This window comes from Cyclobacterium sp. L-R (assembly GCF_056859355.1).
Map to the genome: position 1 here is coordinate 1 of NZ_JBSXOH010000060.1, position 15,737 is coordinate 15,737.

The 15,737-nt window shown below is 37.0% G+C and carries 16 protein-coding genes; 9 read left to right on the forward strand and 7 right to left on the reverse strand.

Going from position 1 to position 15,737, the window contains the following annotated elements; all coding sequences use genetic code 11:
* Positions 1–384 precede the first annotated feature (384 nt).
* Both AC13EX_RS07780 and recO read left to right on the forward strand, forming a co-directional pair.
* On the forward strand, positions 385–966 hold the full coding sequence (locus tag AC13EX_RS07780; RefSeq protein ID WP_339715439.1) for a thymidine kinase: 582 nt from the start codon (positions 385–387) through the stop codon (positions 964–966).
* Positions 966–1,652, forward strand: a complete 687-nt coding sequence (recO, locus tag AC13EX_RS07785) for a DNA repair protein RecO (RefSeq protein WP_048640166.1) — start codon at positions 966–968, stop codon at positions 1,650–1,652. The genes AC13EX_RS07780 and recO overlap by 1 nt, the downstream gene beginning before the upstream one ends.
* Before the next feature lie 7 nt (positions 1,653–1,659).
* Here recO and AC13EX_RS07790 read toward each other — a convergent pair whose 3' ends face one another.
* The gene (locus AC13EX_RS07790; RefSeq protein WP_482892235.1) at positions 1,660–2,427 is read right to left on the reverse strand and encodes a hypothetical protein; all 768 of its coding nucleotides are present in this window, start codon (positions 2,425–2,427) and stop codon (positions 1,660–1,662) included.
* Positions 2,428–2,665: 238 nt separating this feature from the next.
* Here AC13EX_RS07790 and AC13EX_RS07795 point away from each other — a divergent pair, with 238 nt between their 5' ends.
* A complete protein-coding gene (locus tag AC13EX_RS07795) occupies positions 2,666–3,646 on the forward strand; it encodes an isopenicillin N synthase family dioxygenase (RefSeq protein WP_048640168.1) in 981 nt (326 codons plus the stop codon).
* A gap of 9 nt (positions 3,647–3,655) precedes the next feature.
* Positions 3,656–4,867 carry a chromate efflux transporter gene (chrA, locus tag AC13EX_RS07800; RefSeq protein ID WP_048640169.1) on the forward strand — a complete coding sequence of 404 codons (1,212 nt, stop codon included), beginning with the start codon at positions 3,656–3,658 and terminating at the stop codon, positions 4,865–4,867.
* Here chrA and AC13EX_RS07805 read toward each other — a convergent pair.
* Entirely contained in the window at positions 4,864–6,117 is a 1,254-nt protein-coding gene (locus AC13EX_RS07805) for a hypothetical protein (protein WP_482892237.1), read from the reverse strand. The two genes, chrA and AC13EX_RS07805, sit on opposite strands and share 4 nt — an antisense overlap.
* A 275-nt stretch (positions 6,118–6,392) precedes the next feature.
* Here AC13EX_RS07805 and AC13EX_RS07810 point away from each other — a divergent pair, with 275 nt between their 5' ends.
* From AC13EX_RS07810 to AC13EX_RS07830, 5 genes are all read left to right on the forward strand, one after another.
* Positions 6,393–6,764, forward strand: a complete 372-nt coding sequence (locus AC13EX_RS07810) for a BlaI/MecI/CopY family transcriptional regulator (protein WP_482892238.1) — start codon at positions 6,393–6,395, stop codon at positions 6,762–6,764.
* A gap of 8 nt (positions 6,765–6,772) precedes the next feature.
* A complete protein-coding gene (locus AC13EX_RS07815) occupies positions 6,773–8,278 on the forward strand; it encodes a TonB family protein (RefSeq protein WP_482892239.1) in 1,506 nt (501 codons plus the stop codon).
* Positions 8,279–8,668: 390 nt separating this feature from the next.
* Positions 8,669–10,144: a copper-containing nitrite reductase gene (gene nirK, locus AC13EX_RS07820; RefSeq protein WP_048640173.1), complete on the forward strand. Its 1,476-nt coding sequence runs from the start codon at positions 8,669–8,671 to the stop codon at positions 10,142–10,144.
* Positions 10,141–10,902 (forward strand): formylglycine-generating enzyme family protein, encoded by a 762-nt coding sequence (locus AC13EX_RS07825; RefSeq protein ID WP_048640174.1) that lies wholly within the window; start codon positions 10,141–10,143, stop codon positions 10,900–10,902. Before nirK ends, AC13EX_RS07825 begins: the two co-directional genes overlap by 4 nt.
* Before the next feature lie 40 nt (positions 10,903–10,942).
* The gene (locus AC13EX_RS07830) at positions 10,943–11,542 is read left to right on the forward strand and encodes an SCO family protein (protein ID WP_482892240.1); all 600 of its coding nucleotides are present in this window, start codon (positions 10,943–10,945) and stop codon (positions 11,540–11,542) included.
* A 192-nt stretch (positions 11,543–11,734) separates the two neighbouring features.
* Here the strand turns inward: AC13EX_RS07830 and AC13EX_RS07835 are convergent, their stop codons facing one another.
* The 5 genes from AC13EX_RS07835 to hxpB all read right to left on the reverse strand — a co-directional run bounded on the left by AC13EX_RS07835 (position 11,735) and on the right by hxpB (position 15,675).
* Positions 11,735–12,136, reverse strand: a complete 402-nt coding sequence (locus AC13EX_RS07835) for a group III truncated hemoglobin (RefSeq protein WP_048640176.1) — start codon at positions 12,134–12,136, stop codon at positions 11,735–11,737.
* A 15-nt stretch (positions 12,137–12,151) separates the two neighbouring features.
* Positions 12,152–12,592 carry an RrF2 family transcriptional regulator gene (locus AC13EX_RS07840; protein ID WP_482892241.1) on the reverse strand — a complete coding sequence of 147 codons (441 nt, stop codon included), beginning with the start codon at positions 12,590–12,592 and terminating at the stop codon, positions 12,152–12,154.
* A 10-nt stretch (positions 12,593–12,602) separates the two neighbouring features.
* Positions 12,603–13,085 (reverse strand): hemerythrin domain-containing protein, encoded by a 483-nt coding sequence (locus tag AC13EX_RS07845; protein WP_048640178.1) that lies wholly within the window; start codon positions 13,083–13,085, stop codon positions 12,603–12,605.
* Between the two features lie 623 nt (positions 13,086–13,708).
* Entirely contained in the window at positions 13,709–14,710 is a 1,002-nt protein-coding gene (locus AC13EX_RS07850) for an alpha/beta fold hydrolase (protein WP_482892242.1), read from the reverse strand.
* A 323-nt stretch (positions 14,711–15,033) separates the two neighbouring features.
* Positions 15,034–15,675, reverse strand: coding sequence for a hexitol phosphatase HxpB (gene hxpB, locus AC13EX_RS07855; protein ID WP_339715413.1), 642 nt, complete (start codon positions 15,673–15,675; stop codon positions 15,034–15,036).
* Positions 15,676–15,737 lie beyond the last annotated feature (62 nt).

Here is a 15,737-nt window from a genome sequence, read left to right on the forward strand (position 1 = left end):
TCTATTACGTGCTGAAATCGCTTTAAAATCAGCCACTTCGTTGCTGTTTTCAATTTCACCATAGCGGTGCTATGCTAAAATCTCCAAACAGCCTGATTTTCTTGCGATTGCAACACTTCCCGTAAACACGGGACAGGCTATCACGAATTCTATTACATAATCCGGGTTGAACTAGCAAGGAGTGACCTAATCCGAGGTGGTATTATCAAATAATAGATGGCCTTTTGCCTATTTCAGGTTTAATCTGGCTTTAATTTTTATTAATAAATATAAATCAATTAATTTCGTCTGCTTATATTTTACTAATTTTCCTGTTGACCTTGATTCATTCTTTCTGTTTGGTCAACTACAGTAGTAAAGATTTTTTACCATTATTCAGAATTTATGTTTATTGAACCATCTTTAGGAAAAACCGGCCGAAAAGGGCAATTAGAGGTAATATGCGGTTCAATGTTTTCTGGTAAAACAGAAGAATTGATAAGAAGACTTAACAGGGCGTTAATCGCCAAACAAAAGGTGGAAATATTTAAACCTGCCATCGATAAAAGGTATGATGACAATAATGTAGTCTCACATGATGAAAACATTATCCGATCTACCCCTGTACAATTTGCTGAAGACATTTTGCTTCTAGCAGGTAATTGCGATGTGGTAGGAATTGACGAAGTTCAGTTTTTTGATGCCCAAATAATTCCTGTTGTAGAAAAACTTGCCAAGACTGGTACTCGGGTAATTATTGCCGGTCTAGACATGGACTTTGAAGGGAAGCCTTTTGAGCCGATGCCTCAATTAATGGCAATGGCTGAATATGTCACTAAAGTACATGCTATATGTATGAAATGCGGTGATCTTGCTTCTTTTAGTTACAGATTGTCTGCGGAAAAAACCAAGGTAATGCTGGGAGAAAAAGAAAGCTATGAGGCCCGTTGTCGCAGGTGTTTTTTTGACCTAGATGTAACCACTTAATGCTTAAAAAAACTACTGGAATTGTAATTGGGTATACAAAATACAGAGAAACTTCGATTATCACGAAAATCTTCACAAGAGAACTAGGGCTCAAATCCTATGTGGTAAATGGAGTGAGGAGTAATAAATCATCTTCCAAAGTCGCCCTTTTTCAACCCTTAACCTTGGTGGATCTTGTCGTTTATGATAAAGAGAATGCCAACATCCATAGAATTTCTGAAATAAAATCAGACATAAGTTTTCAACGCATCCCATTTGATTTTATCCGTTCTGGCATTAGTATGTTTATGGCTGAAATATTGGGAAAGGTTGTTTTTGACAATTACCAGAATGAATTGCTGTTTGACCATCTTAAGAACCAAATTTTAGCCCTTGATGCAGAACTGTACCAACCGGGATTATTCGCTCTACATTTTTTGATAGGTACTTCCCGCTATTTGGGTTTTGAACCTGAGGACGCAAATGACTTTTTTTTACAACTACCCGTTGATCAATCAAGTAGTAATTACACAAAAAAAAGCCTGTTCCTTAACCAGATTTTAGAAAGCGAACCTCATTCACCCACAGAGGTGCCCGGCAATATAAAAAGGCAATTATTAGACGATTGGATATTGTTCTACAAAATCCATATCGATGGATTTGGAGAAATAAAATCCTTATCTGTATTACGCACATTACTCGCCTAAAACCAGCCTATTCTATAAGAATATTTCTTGTCTGGCTAGAAAAAACACCTGATAACTCTTCCCCATTTCCAGCTTTAATCAAACTAACCTTCAGACTATGAGTCCCTTTATCTATTTTGGATAACTTCACAGGAACAATTTCTTCAGTAATGAACTGCTGACCGTCAATTTCAATCAATACTTTCACCCCATCGCTGTCTGGTGCGCCTCCCAGGTAAAGAAAGTCCACGACAACCTGCTCATCTGCAGAATAACTTTGCTGTTCTATGGGTAGGTGAAGAATCACATAAGGCTCCTCGTCTTCTGGAAAAGGTCTTGACCCTCCTACTGTAAAATCTCGTTGAGAAAAGTTCCCATATTCCTTTAGGGCTAAGCCCTCTTCGTTGACCAAAAAAGCAACAGCCCTATAGGTGCCTTTATTTAAGTCCATTTGAAAATTTGGCAAGGTATAAGGTTTAGGACTCGCCCCATTTAATGAAAGCATCAATGGATTTTCTCTCCCTAAGCCATGGTTCCGTATATTGAAAGAGAAGGCCACCTTCCCTTCTTTAAGGTCCTCATTCCCTATTGGGTTATATATGTCCAGCATTGCATCAGGGTTCGTTGCTGTTACCAGCTTTTCGAATTGAATTTTTTCTACTATACTTTCTTTCAATTCATTTGGGGCTTCATTTTGTTGATCCACCAATGCCTCAGATTTCTTATTTGTAGAATCACAGGCATACATAAATACCAATAAAAGGGCTATGGTAAAAAAAATGTTCTTGAATTTCATATAGATTTGTTCTGTAAGGACTTAACGTGAAAGGTTGTGTAGCTATTTTATCCCTTGGTAAAAAGACTTCAAAATAATCCTACCGGGTGATTTTCATCATTTCTCATACGCTCGATCAATTACTTAATTATTTTCTTTTAATTTCACGCTGGACTTAAAAATCTAAAGTGAAATCCGGATTCAAAGGTATTTATTTTTAACAATAAAAAAATTACCTTGCATTAAACTTAAAAAGCAAATGAGCGAAATTTTATTTGAAGAGGTTCCGTGCCTGGATTTGGCAGATTTCATTTCTGGGGACAGTAGTAAAAAAGCTGCTTTTGTAAAAAAACTAGGAGAAGCATATGAGAACATTGGATTCGTGGCCATAAAAAACCACGGACTCGATCAAAATATGCAGGATGAGCTTTATTCGGCCATCAAAAACTTCTTCCTGCTTCCAGACAATATCAAAGCCAAATATGAACAGCCTGATAAAGGCTTTCAAAGAGGGTATACTGGTAAAGGTAAAGAACATGCCAAAGGAAGGAATACAGGAGATTTGAAAGAATTCTACCATGTAGGCCAACCTCTTGATGAGATTTCAAACGATGATACCGTAAAAGAAGAATACCTACCCAATGTATGGCCAAGGGAAGTGCCCGAATTCAAAGACATTTCATTGAAGGTATTTAAAACTTTAGAAGCTGCTGGTAAAACCATGCTCCGAGCCATTGCTTTAAACTTAGGACTCAAGGAGAATTATTTCGAAAGCAAAATTGAAAATGGCAATTCCATTTTACGTTCCATCCATTACTTCCCTATAAAAAATCCTGATGATGTGCCTGCCGATGCCGTTAGAGCAGCCGAACATGGAGACATCAACTTAATCACTATCCTAATGGGAGCGAGTGCAGATGGTTTACAAGTATTAAGAAGAGATGGGAAATGGATCCCAATCACTGCCCTTCCTGATCAATTGATAGTGAATGTAGGAGACATGCTGGAAAGGTTGACAAATAAAAAACTCAAGTCCACCATTCACCGGGTAGTAAATCCTCCACGTGAATTAATGGACACCAGCAGGTATTCAATTCCATTTTTCATGCATCCTCGTTCTGAAATGGACCTGAGTTGTCTGAACTCTTGTATTGATGAAAATCACCCTAAAGCATTTGAAGATTGCACTGCAGGTGAATTTTTAGATGAAAGATTAAAAGAGTTAGGACTGAAAAAATAACAAGTTCATATGACGACCATCAGGAAGGTACGGTATTATATATATCTGAAAGATGTGCTCGTACTTTCTCTGACAGCTTTTGGAGGTCCACAGGTTTTTTTGGCCATGGTCATTGATATAATGGTCAAAAAAAGAGGCTTTATTACAGAGAAAGACTTGCTGGAATTAAATGCCCTTTGTCTGGTTTTGCCTGGGCCAACTTCTACTCAGACCATATCAGCAATAGGCTTCAGGGTGGGAGGACCGGTATTGGCCTACCTTTCTTTATTGGTATGGGTACTCCCGGCTACCCTTCTTATGATAGGGACAGCCTTCTTGATTGAATACTTGCAGTCCAACACAAAAGGAGAGCTGGGCTTTGCTAAATTTATTCAGCCTATGGCCATAGGCTATATCATCTACGCCTCTCAGATCACGATAAAAAAAATGATCCATACGGTAGAGGCCGCCATCTTAATGATGATTGCAGCATTTATTGCATTTTTTTACAATTCACCCTTTATTTTCCCAATCATGCTGGTCTTAGGTGGTTTGATTACTACCCACAATTACAATAAACAACCAATCATTGAAGAGAAACCAAAAATTAGGATCTCTTGGGGGAATTTTATTCTTTGGGCAGGAGTATTGATTTCAGCGGCTGTCTTGGGACATTATACCAGAATCTTGCCAATAAGATTATTTGAGAATTTTTATAGAAATGGATCCCTTATATTTGGAGGAGGCCAGGTTTTAGTCCCCTACTTGTATACAGAATTTGTAGAGTTCAAAAACTATTTAAGTTCGGAAGAATTTCTGACAGGTTACGCCATTTCTCAAAGTATCCCAGGCCCAACCTTTAGTATTAGCTCTTATATTGGTGCATTGTCCATGCGAGAATGGGGAGTTACTGGCATGATCACTGGAGGATTGGTTGCAGCTGCAGGTATATTTTTACCAGGCACCTTTCTAATATTTTTTGTTATCCGGTTTTGGGATGCCTTAAAGATATACCGTCCGGTGAGAGCCGCCCTAGAAGGAATAAATGCGGTAAGTTGTGGCATGTTGATCGCCGCTGCTTATCTTTTATTTGAACCTATGGAGAATAATTTCATTAATATCGTCATCATCATCGGCACCTACATCCTATTGAGATATAGTAAAATACCCTCTCCTCTTATCATTGTATCTGGGGTCGGCATAGGCTTGATTTACCAATGGATCATGAACAACCTTTATTAAGTGTAATTTGTGAGTAAGGCCCTATTTTGATGCTTATTGAATAAATGAATATAAATACAAATCCCCAATGGTAAGCAACAACTAAAAAACAACAAGCTTTCATTAAAATAAGCCATGGATCCCCAACCTTGCCAAAAGAAAAAGCCCTGGGCAAACAAAAGCATTTCAGTACCTATGAATCCTAGGTAATAGAACCAAACAGCGGTTTTCATTCCTCGGTTCTGTACTTCCATAGTGTTCGAATTAATAAAAGAAAACATCAAATAGGCGGAGAATAATCCAAGCATACTTAGGTGAATAAACCCTATAATAAATAAACGCAAAATAACAACCATTTCTGCTAACTCAGGCAAAACGAGCAAAGTTTGAGCAGCTACCCTTATTAGGCCAACTATTACAGCAAGTATTAGCCATGGTTTGGTTTTAGGAGAGAAATGTAAGGACAGTTTAGGCAAAGATTTTCTCTTTAAAACAAAAATTGCCACTAATCCAAAAAGTTGCAGGAGAACCCCTACTGCATTGACATAATAAGCCCAGCTCCACTGGTAGGCCCAGAACAAGATCAAAGCAAATGTCAAAATCTGGCTTGACAATAAAAACCCGTAAACTAAACGAAAACCAAGTCTTGGGAAACTAACCTTGAAGGTTTTAACAATTAAGGTTAAAAGCGCAAAAATCAACCATCCATTAAACTGAAAGTGAAGGTAAAACTGTATGGCTACCTGGTACAGCATCCCGCCCCCACCTCCGTTTCCCATAATCACTGCCACTCCCCAAACCCCTAAGGTGGAAAGTAGAAGAAGAAATAATGAGGTTTTTAATAAAAGGTTTATTTGTTCACATCCTTTAATGTGATCTCTCCATACCCTAAAGACAAAGAGATAGCTCAAGACAATATGAAGGGAGGAAAAGAATATTGAAAAGCCAGCATAACCTTGCAAAGGAAAGGCTATCATCATACCTGTTATTGAAAATTGTGTTAACCAAAACAGATAGGTATAAATTGGTTTGGAGGCCTTTTCTTTAGGTAAAAAATTACCATGAATCAAAATGAAAAAGCCAAGGTAAAGCCAACCTAAAAGGGCTACATGGGAATGCCCATGTAATAAATTTTTAAATTCTATCCAATTTAACTCCCATACGAAAGCTGCTCTTAGCACCAAGCCCATTATGGCTGCAATTAAAAAATTAAGTAGTGAAATCAAAATCCAGTTTTTCCTCATCTGCTGGTTGTTTTTATAGAAAATCATTTCCACAATTAAGAATTAATCCTTAGTAAAACTCTCTCTAATTCTTACAATAACAAAACTACAAACATTTAAGACAAATATATCCTTTTATATAAAGCCGGGATCAAATACATGATTTGCGAAATATTCAATCATCCAATAGGACTGACATTCTATACTTCTTGCCTCAACTTGACAAGGTTTAGAATTTAGTCCGAAAGAATGAAAAATAGATCAAAGATTTGGAGTTATAAATTATTTTTCTACATTTGTAGAACACCTTATTGTAATGTAGAATGAAGTTATCCAAATCCGAAGAAAAACTAATGGAGTTGATCTGGTCCAACCAGCCCATATTTATGAAAGAACTTCTTGAGGTCATTCCTGAACCAAAACCTGCGCCAAGCACTGTGGCAACACTGCTGAAACGCATGCAACAAAAAGGTTATGTAGGATTCAAATTATTTGGGAACTCAAGGCAATACCATGCTCTTGTAGAGAAACCGGATTATTTTTCCGGGCAGGTAAAAACCATTATTAAAGATTTTTTCTCTGATTCACCGCTTCAATTTGCTTCCTTCTTTACCAAGAAAGCAGACTTGAGTACCAATGAATTGGAAGAAATTAAAAAACTTGTAGAAACCGAAATTGAAAGGAGAAAAAAATGATGATGGTTTTGGTTAAATTTATCGGCTGTTCCGCAATTCTCTTTTTGCTCTTTCAACTTTTTCTGGCAAATGAGAAAACATTCACATTGAACCGGTGGCTGCTTTTATCGTTGATCCCTGCGGCCATGCTTGTTCCTTTTATAAGCTTACCCTTGTGGCTACCACAAGAAAGCACTGTAGCTGTTAACTATCTTCCCTATGCCCAAAACCAATCTACTCCGGTTGTAGCTTCTGCCCCATCAACTCAGGCCATTCCTGCTGAATTTTGGATCCTGGCAGTTTATTTGGCTATAACTGCACTTTTATTCGCTAAGAAAATAAGTGCATTATTAAAGCTAATCAATTGGACAAAAAAAGCCTCGAGCAAAACCTTAAAGAAGGCCAACCTTATCCTCTCAGAAAAAGTGATTTCACCTTTCAGTTTCGGAAAGTATGTTTTTATGCATCCTTCAACCTATAAAGAAGGTTCCGGAAAAACGGAAATGATCATAAAGCACGAACTCATCCATATCGTTCAAAAACACCATATAGACTTGGCATTGATGGAATTTATATCGGTGATATGCTGGTTCAACCCTATTGTATTTATGGTAAAGAAAGCCATTGTCCTAAATCATGAATACCTAGCCGATCAAGGCGTAAAAGATTCGGTGCATCCTATCAAATACAAAAAGCTACTGTTAAGCCTCAGCATTCAAAATAATCCTTTGATATGGACAAGTGCTATCTCCTCCTCCACCTTAAAACACAGATTAACTATGTTAAATAAACCCCTAAAGAAAACGACTATGCGCCTTCGAATCGCCTTTTTCAGTTTATTAGCCTTATTGATAGTTACAGGATTTTCAATTAAAATCAATGCTTATCCATCCAACCAACTCCCTCCTGATTCCAGTTTAAAATGGAAGGGAAACCAAAATAGTCCTTTGGATAAAATGCCTGAGTTCAAAGGTGGAATGACAGCATTTTCAAATTATGTCAAAAAAGAAGCGAAATACCCTTTATATGCCCGAATTAAGGGCATAGAGGGCCAGGTTGAAGTTCAATTTGTGGTAGAGAAAGATGGATCAGTTTCCAATGTTTCCGCTGCCAGTGGAACTGAAAATGGTTTTGAGTTTTTAGCAGAAAGGATAATTAAAAATGCGCCGGATTTCAATCCGGGAATGCAAAATGGTCAACCCATAAGGGTACAAATGACAATCCCTCTGTTTTTCACACTTAGCAAAGAGGAATTAGATTCTGACAAGCTACCATTGGGTGAAGTAAACATAGGAGAATTCACTCCAAACGTGGATGGTTTAAAAATTAAGACAAACTATTCAAATGGAACTTGGAATGGTACGGTTCGGGATACTGAAGGAAATTTACTTCCGGGTGCATTAATTATAGTAGAAGGCGCTAACGCAGGAACTGTAACAGATATTAATGGGGAATTCGCTTTAAAATCCGATTCATCAGCTACCCTTATTGTAAGTTTTAAAGGTTACAATAGTGTTAAGTTAAATCAGAATTGAAACACAAGCCCTAGCAAGGATTAAACAATAATTCTAACTAATAAAAAGTAAAGTCAGTCCAAAAGGTTTCATGTAAATAGGCATGAAACCTTTTTATTTTAGGTCAAATTCCATTTGAGAGTTCCATTTTTTATGTTTTGAATATTCAATTTTTACAGATAATATTAGATGAATAAAACAATATTGTAAAATAAACAATTATTAAATTATATTATAACAAAATTACATATATTTTAATAGAATATTTATTCATCAAAATACATGACAAATATCATGATTTCACCTAATTTTTGTTTTATTGGGCGCATCCATGTCTCACTACCTTTAGCCAACTAAACAGCACTAAAAAAAGCTTTTAAAAATTACAACCTATATAAATAATGATTTACCATGGAAATAGCAAAAGTAAGATCAGTTAGAGGATATTTTTATCTTTTTATCCTCTTAATCTCAGTATTAATGGTTGGTTGTGGGAATCATGATTCAGAGAAAAATCATACCCCAAAAAGTGTAACAGATTACGCCAAAATTAAAGTATTTGGAGAAGAACATGCCACGCTTACAGCCCCTCCAAACGTACCTCCACCAGTTGGAAACAGGCCTGCAAAAAAACTATTTGTAGAAATGGAGATCGTTGAAAAAGAAGGAGAAATGGCCGATGGAGTTACCTATATGTATTGGACCTTCGGCGGTTCTGTTCCTGGCTCTTTTATCAGAACAAGAGTAGGAGACGTGGTAGAGTTTACAATTAGAAACCACCCAGACAATAAGCTACCCCACAATATAGACTTACATGCCGTCACAGGTCAAGGCGGTGGTGCTGAAGCTTCATTCGTTGCACCAGGACAAGAAAAGACCTTTTCCTTTAAAGTTGTAAATCCAGGATTGTTTGTTTACCACTGTGCAACAGCACCAGTTGGAATGCACATTGCCAATGGCATGTATGGTCTGATATTGGTTGAACCAGAAGGAGGATTACCTCCTGTGGATAGAGAGTTTTATGTAATGCAAGGTGACTTTTATACAGAAGGGAAATTTGGTCAACAAGGATTGCAACCATTTAGCATGCAAAAAGCCATTGATGAAAACCCTGACTATGTAGTATTTAACGGAAATGTTAACGGCCTCTCAGGTGACAACAGCATTACCGCTAAAGTAGGTGAAAACATCAGGATATTTTTCGGTAATGGAGGTCCAAACTTAGTTTCTTCCTTCCATGTTATCGGTGAGATTTTTGACAAAGTTTACCTTGAAGGAGGAGAACAATTCAACCATAATGTACAAACTACATTGGTCCCTGCTGGCGGTTCGGCCATAGTAGAATTTGTGGCTGATGTCCCTTCTAACTTAGTACTGGTAGATCACAGTATTTTCAGGGCATTTAATAAAGGGGCTTTAGGTATTCTCTCCGTGTCTGGAGAGGAAAACAAGGCAATATTTGCAGGAGCAATTATGGAAGGAATTTATCAGCCTGAAGGAAGTGTAATACAAAATATGCCTAAAAATGAACTGGAGATTGAAGCTCCTGTAAACCTTAGTAAAGAAGAGCAAATTATTGCCGGTAAAAACTTATACATGCAAGCCTGTTTTGCCTGTCATCAACCGAATGGTGAAGGGATTCCAAATGCTTTCCCTCCACTTGCAAAATCCGATTACCTTAACGCAGATGTGGATCGATCCATAGGGATATTACTACACGGTTTGTCAGGTGAGGTGGTTGTAAATGGAAAGTCCTATAATAGCATAATGCCTGCACAACAAATGAATGACAGCGAGATTGCCAATGTACTGACCTTCATATACAATAGCTGGGGCAATAGTGGAAAAGTAATCACTCCTCAAATGGTTCAAGCACAAAGAAAATGAAAAATTGGGTATTAATAGGAGCACTTGCATTGATCCATTTCTCCACTTTTGGTCAAGAAAATGCCATGAGAAAAATAGATGGGGGGTCTTACCTCCCACTCTATGGCAACTCAAGTGAAGAAGTTAATGTAAGTGCTTTTTATATAGACCCACTACCGGTAACCCATGAAGCGTATTTGCAATTCGTAAAAGAATACCCTGAATGGAGAAAATCTCAGGTAAAGGGATTATTTGCAGACAAAAGATACCTAGAAGTTTGGGAAGGAGACCTTAGCTATCCTTCAGCATTCAAGAACAGCCCAGTCGTTCAGGTTTCTTGGTTTGCGGCAAAGGCTTATTGTGCATGTCAGGGCAAACGTCTTCCTACAGTAGATGAATGGGAATATCTGGCCATGGCCAATGAAGTGAAAGAAGATGCCAGAGAAGACAGTCTCTATAATTTAGCGATTCTGAGAAGCTATGAAACACCAAAAACCTACTTACTAAAAGTAGGCAGCAAACCAAGTAATATTTATGGTGTCTACGACTTACATGGTTTGGTTTGGGAGTGGACCTTGGATTTTAATTCAATCATCATCACAGGAGAATCCAGAAATAATGGAAACACTGACCAAGGCTTATTTTGTGCAAGTGGGGCATTAGGTGCCAACGATTTGATGAACTATGCCGCCTTTATGCGTTACGCTATGCGCTCTAGTTTAAAGGCCAGGTACAGTATGACAAACCTTGGTTTTAGATGTGCAAAAGACATCCAATAATAAAATTAATGCAGGGTAATCTGCCATAAATGAAACGATCATGAAGACAGCAATCACAATAATGTTGACACTTGTTGTACTCCTTCAAGGGTGCAAAGAACAAACAACTTCAACCTCAATCACTCCAGAAGAAGTCAAGGAATTGAATGAAATGTCCATTTATAATTTACCCAGCAATTGGAACACTCAGAATGGTAATCAGATTTCATTTATTGACCTAAAAGGGCAACCTTTGGTTGTAGTAATGATCTACACATCATGCCAAACTGCTTGTCCAAGATTGGTCGCTGATATGCGGTTTATTGAAGAAAAAGTGGGAACCAAGGCAGGGACCCAACCTCGCTATGTACTGGTAAGTATTGACCCTTTGGTTGATACGCCTGAAAGGCTCAAGAAATTTGCAGCTGAAAACGAGATGAATGCCGATCAATGGCTATTTCTTCAAGGTACCGAAGACAGCGTAAGAGATTTTGCCAATATCCTATCGGTGAAATACAAAAAAATAAACCCCATGGATTTTTCTCACTCTAATATTATAAGTGTATTTGACAAAGAGGGGGTTCTGCAATACCAAAAAGAAGGGCTGGAATTAGAAAATGATGAGATTGTAAACCAAATTCTTGAGATTAGTAAAATATAAATCTCAGGTTTATTTTGTCTTATTTCCACTCCTTATTTATAAAAACCCTGAGACTGCGAAAATTAGCAAGCAAATCAAATCTATTGCTAAAGCCTCTTTAAAAACAGTAAATTTGGCTGTTATTGAAGAGGCTTTTGTAAAAATCCCTTAATAAAGAATGATCCTTTTAAACAACAGTCCCCTGTTCTATTTTTAACCTAAGGGGCTTATATTATTATCACGGTAATAATCAATTTTTATCTGAAACATTTCAGCCATTTTGGCTGCTCGCCATAGGGCCTCAGTTGCCTTTTCGCCAAAAAAATTTTCCCTAAGTGTTTCTTGAAATAATAATAGCCACCGTTCAAAATGCTTTTTATCTATAGGTAGCTTTGCGTGTGGAGGAAACGGACTACCGTAATAAGTGTGTTCCGCTAATAAAACAGTCTGCCAGAAGGTGTACATTTTTTGAAGATGTTTGTCCCAGTGGCCTTTAATTCTATCTTCAAAAATTGGCCCTATCAAATTGTCTTCTTTTACTTTTCCATAAAAAAGATCGACTAATTTTATGATTTGATCCAATGAATCTAAATCTTCCTTTTCATTCTTAACCATACAAACCTATTAATTTTAACCCAGCAATGAGACCAAGGTAGCCTTACCTGAAGACACCTCCTCCGCAAGTTTTTTTATGGTTTTATCAGAAAGCAATTTAGCTAAATTTTCTCTAATTTTTTTATATTCATCATGTATAGGGCAAGGGTGAATTTCTGAACAATGTTTTAATCCTAACCCACAACCCTTGAACAATTTATCTCCATCTATGGCCTTCACAAGATCCAAAAGCCTCATATTTTCTTGTTCTTCATTAATATAAAAGCCCCCATTTGGCCCTTTAGTAGAACTTACTAAATCTTGTTTGGCTAGAGATTGTAAAATTTTCGCAGTAAAAAATTCAGGAGCATCGATCTCTTTACAGATATCCTTTACGCCTAATTTTATACCTTTGGTATTTTGAGACCAAAGGTAAATCACTGCTCTAATTCCATATTCGCAAGCTTTAGAAAACATAATCTTTACTTTATTTAATCCAAAATTTATCTTCCCACTCTTCAGTAATGGGATTGTGGATTGCCGCTACTTTCTCCTCCATTTTCTCAAGTTCTTTGCTTTGTAATTCGACTTGCAAATATTGGAAAAGCTTCCTTTCTTCAAAACGAATATGTGCTTCTACAAGCAAACAAAGTTCCGTCAATTGTGCTGATAATTCATCCTCTTTGAGAACATCAAGTTTCTTAAATAACTTTCTGATCGCCTTGTGTTGTCCTTCTACCTCTTTTCTAAGTAAGTCATTCTTAGCCATAAATGAGAATATCACCTTTTCCTCCAAAGAGAAATGAGGCTCTAAATGGGTGGAGAAAAAATATTTTACATAATTATGTAATCTTTCAGGATCTATTCCCTTCTCTTGTCCCTGCCGTATCTTCCATACTAACAACAAGCCAAAATGATGATCTCTAGAAACAGGCACAAATGCCGGATGTCTCTTTAGCGGTTTTCCCATAACAGGCTTACTTTTTATAGGCGAATAAACGCCCAATATTTAAAAACTATTCAAAGATAAAGAGTATAGCAGCAAATAAAAAGACATTTTTATCTTTAATTACCAATATACCACAGAACCCATTACAGCCTGACCAATTCTATTATCACAAGGCGGGTAAGCGAAAACCCATAAATCAATCAAGTATCAAGCACCTGAAAAACAAAGCTTTACATTAAAAACTTCAGTTACGACTTCAAATAACAGACATTTCTTACTTAAATTACAAATGGACTCGTCACCTCATCCATGTAAAATAAACTCCAATGAAAAGTTTATCAAGCGCATACTTTCCCCCTTTTAAACAGCTAGGTTTCAGAGCTTAGAATATCTTAAGCCTTTTCCCTATTCAAGAAATCCTCTTAACTAAAAGAACCCAAATGGCTAATTTGGACATCAACTTCCTGAATTAATTAAATTGGGTGTCAAGCAAATTAAATTCAGAATAGACAACAAATAAACCGCTTTGCTTTGCCTTTAAGTTCCTTTGTTTGGAAAATAACTCAATAATTATTGGCCCTAGGATTTAAATACCCATAAAGCAATCCAACCACCATAAGTTGAAGAAATCACTTCCTAAACGATCATTCTTTTAAGAAGCCAATCAGTGGACCAACAAACCCATTAAAATTTTCAATATGAGGCATATGACCAATGCCTGGAAGTTCAACCAACTGAGCATCGGGAATCTTCTTTTGGGTAATTTTACCCAATTCGCCGTATAAACCCATGGTTTCCCTGACTTTATCAGCTACCAAAGGTTTACCAAGTGCCGTTCTGTCTCTGGTACCAATGATCAATAGGGTAGGTGATGATATATGCTCAAACTCATAAACCACTGGCTGAGTAAAAATCATATCATAAGTAAGTGCCGCATTCCAGGCAATGGTTTCGTAGGATGAATTAAGTGTCCATCCTGCCAGTAAGTTGACCCATTGGTCGTATTCTGGTTTCCACTGATTGTCATAATAACTTTCAAGCTGGTACTTTTTAATGCCTTCATAATTCTTTTTCAATTCATTTTGGTACCACCACTCAACAGGTTTATAAGGAACCTTTAATTTCCAATCTTCAAGGCCTATAGGGTTCTCTAAAATAAGTTTTTGAGTCGTCTCAGGGTACATCAGAGCAAATCGAGTGGCCAACATTCCTCCCATAGAATGCCCTAAAATAGCTGTTTCCTTTATATTTAATAAATCAAGTAAAGCTTTTGTGTTTAGTGCAAGTTGTTGGAAAGTATAATGAAAATAAGCTGGTTTTGAGGATTTCCCAAAGCCTATCTGATCAGGAACAATCACACGAAACCCTTCCTTTGTCAATGCTTCGATGGTGCTTTCCCAGTAAGCTCCATTGAAATTTTTGCCGTGTAATAAAACAATATTTTTCCCATTATAATGATCTGGCTTCACATCCATATAAGCCATCTTCAAATCTTGTTCTTGAATGTTCAATGGCAAGTAGGAAACCGCATAGGGATATTGATAATTTGAAAGTTCAATGTCTAACCATTGCAAGTTGTTGTCTTGAGCGGATGTGAAATGGTAACTACTCAAAAACAGGATTATAATGAATATTCTTTTTGTCATTTTACGTTTTTTAAGTTTCTCAATGCTGGATTAAGATCAGTAGGCAATAGCAATGCACTTACATCTTCTCTCTATTAAGGGTTTATTCATTGAGGCTTTTACTACACAAGCTAATCCAAGCCAATTGCTGTTTGCTAAAACACATCTTACGGGAAGGCCCTAGAAATGTTGTTTACTTAATTTTTAAACGACTCTTTTCAGTTAAAGAAAGGTTCTTAAAAAGTTAGATGATTTATAAAGGGGAAATGGGAGAAAAACTTGCGATCCACAAGGATTTGAATGAAACTAAAAACGCCCAATTTATTAAAAGGTTGAAATTTTACTTAAAATTCTATCCTATCACTTTCAAAGCTGTCTATATGAAAGTCTGCTATTTGAAAATCTTTGGTTTTGCTTCCATTTGTAAAAGCAATAACCTTCATTCCTGCATTTTTCGCAGCCAGCATCCCTGAATAGGAATCTTCTATTACTATGCACTCCTCCGGATTAGCACCTAACTTTTCAGCCGCGCTGAAATAAATTGCAGGATCTGGCTTACCTTTTATTTCTGAGTCTGCGGATAGGGCTACATCAAATAAATGCAAAGCATCCAATTTTTTTAATACTACAGGGATAATCCTTTGAGGTGAATTTGTTGCCAAACCAATCTTATACTTTTTTTCTTTAAGCTTTTCGATAAAGGATTTCACACCATCAATCAGACAATCTTCAGACTCAATTAACGCAATAACCCTTGACACAACAAGCTGTTCTACTACTTCTAAAGCGACATTTCCCCAAGGAAATCTCTCGTACCAAAACTGGGTAACCTCTAAAGTGGTCATGGATTTTGTTAGGTCTGCTTGTTCATCCGTTACCTCAACACCCAAAGAAGTAAACACTTCATATTCTGCCTGCTTCCAATACCCCTCTGAATCGACTAAAACGCCATCCATATCAAAAATAAAAGCTTTACTAATGGTCATATTAAACTAAATCACACCTTTTTACTTATCCTATCAAAGAAGTTAAATATGTTTTTTATACC